General features: G+C 70.0%; 10 protein-coding genes. 7 read left to right on the forward strand and 3 right to left on the reverse strand.

Annotated elements, in window-relative coordinates:
* Window positions 1-5 precede the first annotated feature (5 nt).
* Entirely contained in the window at window positions 6-1112 is a 1107-nt protein-coding gene (locus CHC09_RS44000) for a GAF domain-containing protein (RefSeq protein WP_089299228.1), read from the forward strand.
* Here the strand turns inward: CHC09_RS44000 and CHC09_RS44005 are convergent.
* The 3 genes from CHC09_RS44005 to CHC09_RS44015 are packed head-to-tail and all read right to left on the reverse strand — an operon-like array spanning window position 1102 to window position 5187.
* Window positions 1102-2238, reverse strand: a complete 1137-nt coding sequence (locus tag CHC09_RS44005; RefSeq protein WP_089299229.1) for a polysaccharide deacetylase family protein — start codon at window positions 2236-2238, stop codon at window positions 1102-1104. The two genes, CHC09_RS44000 and CHC09_RS44005, sit on opposite strands and share 11 nt — an antisense overlap.
* Before the next feature lie 20 nt (window positions 2239-2258).
* Window positions 2259-3713, reverse strand: a complete 1455-nt coding sequence (locus tag CHC09_RS44010) for a glycosyl hydrolase family 57 (protein WP_089299230.1) — start codon at window positions 3711-3713, stop codon at window positions 2259-2261.
* Window position 3714: 1 nt separating this feature from the next.
* The gene (locus CHC09_RS44015; protein WP_089299238.1) at window positions 3715-5187 is read right to left on the reverse strand and encodes a glycogen synthase; all 1473 of its coding nucleotides are present in this window, start codon (window positions 5185-5187) and stop codon (window positions 3715-3717) included.
* A gap of 222 nt (window positions 5188-5409) precedes the next feature.
* Between CHC09_RS44015 and CHC09_RS44020 the strand changes: the two genes are divergently transcribed.
* The 6 genes from CHC09_RS44020 to CHC09_RS44040 all read left to right on the forward strand — a co-directional run.
* Window positions 5410-5685: a DUF1876 domain-containing protein gene (locus CHC09_RS44020; RefSeq protein WP_089299231.1), complete on the forward strand. Its 276-nt coding sequence runs from the start codon at window positions 5410-5412 to the stop codon at window positions 5683-5685.
* 170 nt (window positions 5686-5855) lie between these two features.
* Window positions 5856-7052, forward strand: coding sequence for a cation:proton antiporter (locus CHC09_RS44025; RefSeq protein WP_089299232.1), 1197 nt, complete (start codon window positions 5856-5858; stop codon window positions 7050-7052).
* Window positions 7053-7158: 106 nt separating this feature from the next.
* Entirely contained in the window at window positions 7159-7452 is a 294-nt protein-coding gene (locus CHC09_RS48260) for a hypothetical protein (RefSeq protein ID WP_239138927.1), read from the forward strand.
* A gap of 8 nt (window positions 7453-7460) precedes the next feature.
* A complete protein-coding gene (locus CHC09_RS44030) occupies window positions 7461-8273 on the forward strand; it encodes an acetate--CoA ligase family protein (RefSeq protein WP_239138928.1) in 813 nt (270 codons plus the stop codon).
* 32 nt (window positions 8274-8305) lie between these two features.
* Window positions 8306-8503, forward strand: a complete 198-nt coding sequence (locus tag CHC09_RS44035; protein ID WP_089299234.1) for a DUF1918 domain-containing protein — start codon at window positions 8306-8308, stop codon at window positions 8501-8503.
* 64 nt (window positions 8504-8567) lie between these two features.
* Window positions 8568-9104: protein kinase domain-containing protein (locus CHC09_RS44040; RefSeq protein WP_143232935.1), on the forward strand; the 537-nt coding region annotated here is incomplete at its 3' end.

Here is a 9104-nt window from a genome sequence, read left to right on the forward strand (position 1 = left end):
GCACCGTGACCGCTGCGGCACCCGCCGACGTGGCCGGCAGCGAGGAACTGCTGGGCCTGTTCGTCGACGCCGTCGCCGAGTACGCGATCTTCCTGGTGGACGCCGACGGCACGGTGTCGGCGTGGAACACTGGCGCCGATCGGCTCCACGGGTACCACGATGATCAGATCATCGGCCGGCATTTCTCGGTGTTCTATCCCGCCGAGGACGTAGCCGCCGGCAGGCCCGCACGGGACCTGGCGGTGGCCGCCCGCGATGGGGTTTACAACGATGACGGCTGGCGCGTGCGCGCGGACGGTACCCGGTTCTGGGCACACGTCGTGATCACCGCACTGTTCGACGGTGACCGGCTGCGCGGCTTCGCGGAGGTGACCAGGGACGACACCGCCGCTCGCGCGGTGCGTGCCCGGGTGGAGACGCTCACCGAGATCACCAACGGGCTGCTTGCGGAGCATGAATCCAGTGACACCCTTGCGTCGATCGCCGCTCATGCCCGGCTTCTGCTCGGCGCCGATCAGGCATGGATCAGCAGCCCGGCGGAGCACGGCAAGGTCCGGATCCGGGCGGCGGACGGCTGCCTGGCCGGCCCGGAGGTCGGTGCGGAGCTGCCGCTGACGGGCACCGTGACCGCTCAGGTGCTGGCCGGGGACCAGCCGATCCTCATCGACGATCTGGCGAGCCGATCGCCGGACGGAGACTTCCTGACCGGCATGGCGGCGGTGCTGGCCGCCCCGCTGGTCGCCGGACCGACCACGATCGGCGTCCTGGTCGTGGCGGTGTCAGCCGGTGGCCCCCGGTTCCGGCCCGAGGACTTGGAAATCCTACGAGAATTCGCCGCTCGGGCCGCGCTCCTGCTGGAGTACGAACGGGCACAGCAGACGCTTCGCGAGCGCGACCTGATCGGAGAGCGCGAACGGATCGCCACCGACCTGCACGCCGACGTGATCCGCGAGCTCTCCTGGACGGGCATGACCCTGCAGACCGCCGACGGGTTCGTGACCAGCCCGCAGGCACACGAGCGGATCGAGGAGGCGGTCGAGCGCCTCGACGCGACGATCCGCCGGATCCGCCAGGTGATTTTCGAACTGCCCACCGGCCAGCTCAGTGGGTGAGTAACCGCTCGGCCTCGTCCAGATCCGCGTGGCAGCGCGGCAGCCACGCCTCGCCCCAGTAGAAGTTGCAGCTCGTCTCGGCGCGCAGGACACGCCAGTGAGCTTCCCGCAGGTCCTCGCGGCCGTCAGCGCCTCGAGCCCGCAGGTCCTGGGAGAGTTCGGCGACCCGGGTCAGCGCGTCGCGCTGGGCGGCTGACCCGGTCCACTGGGTGAAGCCGGTGCCGTGATGCCATCCGGTGTTCCAGGCTCCGGGCTTCACCCGCACCTCGCCGTCGGCGCCGTAGCTGTCCAGGTAGTCGTCGATGAAGGTGGGGCGGAGGCCGCCACCGGCCGTGACGCGCTGGAGCAGATCGTCGTGGAAGACCGACCAGAAGTTGGCATGCGGTGACGTGTTCCGGAACCATCCGCCGTTGTCGCCGTCGGTGCAGGTGGTCACCAGCGGTGGGAAGTCGCACCACCTGGTGCGCTCGCCGACCTCGCGGACGAACCAGTCGGCGTCCATGCCGGACTCCTGCGCGTCGGAGAGCTCGCGGTCCCGGACCACCACGACGATCTCCTGGCCGTCGTGGCGGGCGACATGCGGTCGATAGCGCAGCCGCTCCCAGCGCATCGGGGACACCAGCTCGACATGCTCGCTGTCCACCAGCACATACCGGTAGCCCCACTGCCGCAGCAGCGGAATCATCTCCATGCGGAAGCCCATCTCCGGCGGCCAGAAGCCACCGAAGTCGGTGCGGGCGAAGAGGTGACCCGCGATGCCACGCCACCGCGCCAGCTGCTCCGCCCAGTCGCCGGGCGGGATCAGCGGCAGGACCGGGTGGTAGTACGCGGTGCCGAGGATCCGGATCGTGCGGGTGTTCTGCAGGTGCCACAGCAGCGCCCCGCAGTCCACGATGCCGTACGCCCGCTGCTGGAAGGCGGGTGCCGACAGCGTCTCCAGCAGGGTCCCGGAGAGCGACAGGTGCAGCCGGGCGTGCTGCTCGTGCCGCCACAGGGCGCGGGGAATGCGGTCCAGGGCGTACAGGATCTCGGTGGCCTCCCAGGGCGAGTCGGTCAGCAGGTCGTCGAGGTTGCTGGGAGGCTGGTGGAGGTTGAGGACGAGTGCGTGGCTGACGTCGTACGGCATGGCACTGCTCCGGATCGGTGTCAGAGGCGTTCGGCGGTCTCGATCGCGCGGCGCGACAGCTCCGCGCCGTAATCCGTCCAGATCCCCTCGCCCCAGTAGCGGTAGCAACTGGTCTCCGCGGCCAGCAGATGAAACAGCGCGGCGCGGTACCCGGGATCGTCGGTGGGTACCGAGCGGGCCAGGACCCGTTCGTGGAACAGCGAGCTGGCTCGCTCCATCGGTGCCAGTACGTTGTCGTAGCCGCGCACCCAGGAGATGTCGCCGGTCCAGCTGCCGCCGTCGACGTGGAACCGATCGTCGCTCCCACGCAGGGTGTCGATCGTGGCGGCCAGCCGGTCGGGCCCGTCGCCGGGTGCCATCCGTTCCCAGATCCGGTGCTGCTGCACCGGTTGCAGCTCCGGCAGGTCGCCCGGGCGCAGACCGGTGGCGAACAACTGCTCGAGGTATTCGGTGACGTTCACCAGCGGGGTCCGGGTGCCCGAGGATTCCCGGACCACGTCGTAGAACTTGGGCGGGAACTCGTTCATCATCACGCCGCCGTTCTCGCCGTCGGCGATCTGGGTGACCAGCGGCGGCACCCGGTGTCCGGCCAGCTCCACCGGCTGCAGGCCGCGCGCCTCGTAGTACGGCTGCATCTGGGCCACCAGCTTGGTGTCGCTGCCCTGGGTCTTGATCACCGCGATGATCTCCGCGGTCTCGCCCCGGGAGCTACGGCAGACCAGGCGGTGCGGCAGGTGCCGCTGTTCGAGCGGCCGGCCCTCGGGTGACTCGACCGTGTGCTCCTGCACCAGCACCCACGTGTAGCCGCAGTCGACCAGGGTGCGGACGAATTCGTAGGCGACGTCCGGATGGTTCGGCAGCGCCATCTCAGCCGGGCTGAATCCGCGCACCCGGGCCAGCGCCTCGGCGCCGAAAAGGGCGGCGAAGTGGTGCTGCCAGGCCCGGACGTGCAACCGGAAGTCCTGCACCGGGGTGGAGGGCGCCACCGGGTGCCCCCAGCCGCAGCCCAGCCATTCGACGGCCGCGCGTGTCTCGGGTTCGCAGGTGATCCGGCGCAGCGCGTCGAGGACGTCGTTCGCACCCAGTCGCCGCAGACCGTGCAGCAGCGTGCCGGAGTACTCGAGCATCACCCGCGGCCGGTGTCCCTCGGCGAGCAGCGTGGGGATGAACTCCCCCATCCGCTTGTAGCACCAGAGGAAGGTGGCGGCGTTGTGGTTGTCGCCCACGTCCGGGTGCTGCAGCATCCACTGCAGGTTGCTGATGATCTCCGCGGTGTGCAGGTTCTCGCCGGCGGGGATCAGCGGCTGGTGCATGTGCAGCGCGATGGCGCACGCGGCGTCGATCGCACCGAGGTCGAGCCCGGTGTGACCGTTATGGACGGCGGTGTTCCGGGACTGCTCCACGATCGCCTGCACCTGCTGCTCGGAGCCGCACAGGTTCGGCAGGCCGTCGACGTACTCGTCAAGTTGGGTCATCTCACTTATGCCTGATGTGGTGGTAGATGTTCAGGTAGTGGCGCCCCGGCGTGGACCACGAGTAATCGGCGCGCATCGCGTTGACCATCAGCTCACGGAATTCACCGGGGTGGTGGAACCAGAGCCCGATCGCGCGGTGCAGCGCCGAGTCGACCGCCGCCGGATCCGGCTGGTGGAAGACGAAGCCGTTACGCAGGTGCCGGTCCTGGTCGGAGTGCTCCCAGTCGAAGACGGTGTCGCAGAGGCCACCGATGGCCCGCACCACGGGCACCGTGCCGTACTTCATCGCGATCAGCTGCGCCAGCCCGCACGGCTCGAAGAGGCTCGGCATGATCAGCAGGTCGCTGCCGGCGTAGACCAGGTGCGCCAGCTCGGCGGTGTACTGCAGCTCGAGGTGGCAGTCGGGATTGTCGTTGAGGTGCCATTTGAGTTGACGGAAGCGCTCCTCCACGGCGGGATTCGTGCTGGAGCCGAGCAGGACGAACTGAGCGCCGCGGTCGAGCGCGGAGTGGGCGGCGTGGTGGATGAGGTCCACGCCCTTCTGCTCGTCGAGCCGCCCCACGTACGCGACGATCGGCCGGTACGAATCGGCCAGCCAGAACCGCTCGCGCAGGGCCCGTTTGTCGGCGTACTTGCCCGCCAAGTCCTTCCGCGAGTAGTTGTACGGGATGAGCTCGTCCGTCTCGGGGTTCCACACGTCGTAGTCGACCCCGTTGAGAACGCCGCCGAACTTGCCGGCGTGCCGGTGCAGGGCCTCGCTCAGGCCCGCGCCCTGATCGGTCCAGCGGCTCTCCCAGGCGTACTGGGGCGAGACCGAGGTGACGAAGTTGGCGTAGACGACACCCCCCTTGAGCAGGTTCAGGGCGCCGGGATGCTGATCGTCGGCCAGCCGTTCCTTGACGGTGAAGCGGCCAGTGGGCAGCAGGCTGGTGGCCCGCAGCACCTCCTCGCCGCAGCGGCCCTGGTGGCGGATGTTGTGCATGGTCAGGCAGGCGCGCTGCGTGCCCAGGCCCCGGTGCTGGTACTGCTCGAACAGCAGCACCGGAGCCAGCGCGGTCTGCCAGTCGTGGCAGTGCACCACGTCGGGCCGCTTACCGGCGTGCAGCAGGAACTCCATCGCCGCCTTGCAGAAGAAGGCGAAGCGCAGGATGTCGTCGTCGTCGCCGTAGTAGCTGCCCCGTTCGAAGAAGCCGTCCGCCGAGTGCGGCTCGATGAAGTAGCACTTGCGGCCGTGCACGAAGCCGAACCACACGGTGCACGGCACGACACCGCCGTACCACGGCACGCAGAGATCGCGGTACGACACACACAGGCCGTAGATCTGGTCGTAGCGCATGCACGCGTACTTGGGGAGAATGATCTCCACGGCGTTGCCGCGGATCTCGAGTTCCCGGCTGAGGCCGTAGACGACCTCTCCGAGGCCCCCCGCCTGCGCCACCGGGGCGCACTCCGGAGAGAGCATGACGACGTACACGAACGGACCTCCGGACACGGCGCGTTGGTCGGTGCGGGCATTGCCCTGCGGGATCCTTTCGGATCTCCACGATATGCGGCCCGCGACCCGGGGCTCAGAAAAACGCACTCGATTCGATGGCTCCGGTGCCGGGGAGGCCGGATGACCATCACTGTGTGGGAGTCGCCCCTGGACACCCGCCCGGGGAGAAGAATGAGGGCAGGACCGCGAGGGGAGGTAGTGATGATTCGAACGCGGAACTGGGCGGTCGATATCGCCATCGACGAGGACGCGGAGGACCGCCGTACCCATGCGGTGGCCGTGCTGCGCAGCGAGGGCCGACTACCGGTGCGGGGTGAGGGCACCGCCCGCCGCGCACCACGCGATCGGGAGGTGCCGGAGATCGGCGACGAGCTTGCGACGTCGCGTGCGCTGTCCGATCTCGCCTACCAACTGCTGGACGCGACCGCCTCGGACATCGAGGAGATCACCCACCGTCCAGCGCACCTGTACAGCTAGAAGCGACCACGTGACAGGCACCGGTCGGCGCGGCGTGCCGGCCGGTGCGGCCGCCGGTCCCCTCACCTTCGGGACCTTGGGCCCTGACCGTCCACGGATACCGGGCGAACTCTGGGAGCATGACTCAGACGACGGCAGCGGCCCCCGTGGTGATCGAGAGCTGAACCGCCATGCACGCGTCTCTGGCCCTGCTGCTCGAGCTGGGGATCGTGCTGGTCGTCCTGAGCGTTCTCGGATCCGTGGCGCGCTGGCTGGCGATCCCGGCGATCCCGCTCTACCTGCTCGCCGGCCTGGCCCTGGGCGACGGAGGGTTCGTCTCGGTGCCGGAGGCGAACGGGTTCGTCCGCACCGGCGCCTCGATCGGGGTGGTGCTCCTGCTGCTCACGCTCGGGCTGGAGTTCACCACCGAGGAGTTCGCCGGCAGCGCCCGCCGGCATGTGCCGAGCGCCGCCGTCGACCTCGTCAGCAACGCCGTTCCCGGCCTCGTGGCCGGCCTGCTGCTCGGTCTGGACCTGGTGGGCGTGCTGGCGCTCGCCGGTGCCACGTGGGTGTCGTCCTCCGGCATCGTGTCGCGGCTGCTGTCCGACCTGCGGCGGCTCGGTAACCGGGAGACGCCGTCGGTGCTCGCGGTGCTGGTGATCGAGGATTTCGCCATGGCGGTCTACCTGCCGCTGCTGGCCGTGCTCGGGTCCGGGGGCACCTGGTGGCAGGCGCTGATCGGCATCACCCTCGCGGTGACGGTGGTCGCCGCCGCCTTCGCCGGATCGCACCGGTGGGGCGGACACGTCAACCGGTGGCTGGCGCATCCGGACCCGGAGCAGCTCATGCTCCGGGTTCTCGGCTCCACGCTCGTGGTCGCCGCGCTGGCCGAGATGGTGCACGTGTCGGCCGCGATCGGCGCGCTGCTGATCGGTCTGACGCTGACCGGGGAGAACGCGGTCCGGGCGGGCGCGGTCCTGGCGCCGCTGCGGGATCTGTTCGCGGCGGCGTTCTTCCTCTCCATCGGTCTGATGGTCCGGCCCGCCGATCTGGTGGACGCGCTGCCGGTCGCGGCGGGGCTGGCGCTGGCGGGGGTCGTGACGAAGATTCTCACCGGCTGGTACGCCGCCCGGCGTGACGGCACGGGTCGGCGCGCCCGGCTGCGCGCCGGTACGGCGCTCATCGCCCGGGGCGAGTTCTCGATCGTCGTGGTCACCGTCGCCGGCTCCAGCGAACCGGTGCTGGCCAGCACGGTCGTGGCGTACACGCTGCTGCTGGCCGTCGCCGGGCCGCTGCTCGCCCGGTACCTGCCGGTTCTCGCCGGCCGGTACCGGCCGGGGCGGACCGCCCGAGCCGACTCCACCCTGGCCGTTCGGCCAGGGTGGTAATCACCCGAACAGCCACCTAGTTTCAGAAGTCGGGAGATGCCCGAAACGTCATGGTTTGCTCATTTCTGTGAGCATTTCTTCAAACGAAGGCAGGAACATAGAAACCATGACGCGCGCATTGATGATGGGCATCGGACTCATCGCCGGGATGACGATCGGAGCGAGCCCGGCGCTCGCCTCCGCGGGGGGCACGAGCACGGCGGCCACATCCGACTGCGGGCCGTGCGACAAAGGCACCGACAACAGCAGAGGCGTCGACAACAGCTTCGAGATCAACATCTTCAACAACAGCGACAACATCGACAACAGTCGCTACGGGAACAACGGCGTCTTCGGGGACAAGGGCTATTACTACGGCGACCGGGGCTACTACTACGGCGGCGGTGGCCCCGGGCACTGAGCAGGGTGGTGATCGCTGAACCAGACGGTCGCGCCCCCGGGACGCGACCGTTCGGTCCGCCGGCCCACGTCGAGGTGACCTCCGCCCGCGCCCTGGTGCACGAGGCGCTCGCCACGGGCGGCGGATGGCTCCCCTACAACCGCACCGTCGAGCTGCTCGCCGCGTACGGGATCCCGATCCTGCCCGCCGGCACCGCGGCGACCGAGGCCGAGGCCGTCACCGCGGCCGGACGGATCGGCTGTCCGGTGGTGCTCAAGGCGGCGCACCCGGATCTCGTGCACAAGAGCGACACCGGCGGTGTACGACTGGGCCTCACCGACGCGGCGGCGGTCCGCGCGGCTTTCCCCGCGGTCGCCGCCGCCGGGCGCCCCGGCACCGGCGTCCTGGTCCAGCGGCAGTACGACCGGCCGGTCGAGCTGGTCGCCGGGGTCGTCCACGATCCGTTGTTCGGCTCCCTGGTGCTGCTCGGGCTCGGCGGTGTCCGCACCGAGCTGTCGGACGACCGCGCCCTGCGGCTGGTCCCGATGACCGACCTGGACGCCGGCCGGATGTGGCGCGGCCTGCGGTCGGCCCCGCTGCTCACCGGCTATGGCGGCGCACCAGCCGCGGACACCGACGCCCTCGAGGACCTGCTGCTACGCCTCGGCCGCCTCGCCGAAGACCTGCCCGAGGTCGCCGAACTGGACCTCAACCCCGTGCTCGCCGGACCCGACGGCGTGATCGCGGTGGACGCCGAGCTCCGGCTGACGCCCGTCGGCGTGGAACCGGACCCGAGACTGCGCCAACTGCGTGCCGCGGCCCAGCTCGGGGGGCGAGGATGACTGGGACAGCACGTTCGAATCTGGGAGGCATCATGATCGCGCACGTCGGTGATCGACTCGTACTCAAGGGGATTCATGTCGGCGATCCGCACCGCGTCGGGATCGTCACCGCGCTGCCGCACTCCGACGGCACTCCTCCGTACGAGGTTCGCTGGCTGGACAACGACCACACCGCTCTGGTCTTCCCGGGCCCGGAAGCGCACCTGGAGGCGCCGACGGCCGCCCGTTAGCCACCATCACGCCCACGAGGGGTACGCCTGCCCGGATGCACGGGCGCCAGGGGATCGACTGGCTATGGAAGTGGGAGAAAAACGCGTTAAGGATGGCATCCTCCGTTACGAGGGTGAGGAACTGCTCTACCTGAGTGACCGGACGCAGGTCACCCGCTGTAGCTCACCCAAAGGTCCCGGTGTGGTGTGCAAGCACGCCACCGGAGCCGGCGCGACCCGACGGATCGAGCACGAACGCGCCGTCCTGGAGAAGCTCGCCGGACTGCCCGGCGTCCCCCGCCTGGCCGCGTACCAGCCGCGCCGGACCCTGGTGCTCGAGGACGACGGCGGTGCACCGCCACCGGCCGGGCCGATGCCGCTGCCCGACCTGGTCCGCACCGCGCACGCCCTGGCCGGCACGCTCGCGGCGGTGCACCGCGCCGGCGTGCTGCACCGCGACATCACTCCGGCCAACGTCGTGCTGCGGTCCCATGCTCCGACGCTGCTCATCGACTTCGACCTCGCGGTCACCGGCGCCCCGGAGCCGGGCGAGGGCCTGGTCGGCACCCTGGGTTTCCTGGCGCCGGAGCAGACCGGCCGCACCGGCCTGAGCATCGACCGC

Origin of the sequence: Actinoplanes regularis (assembly GCF_900188005.1) — a bacterium.
Classification (GTDB): Bacteria; Actinomycetota; Actinomycetes; order Mycobacteriales; family Micromonosporaceae; genus Actinoplanes; species Actinoplanes regularis.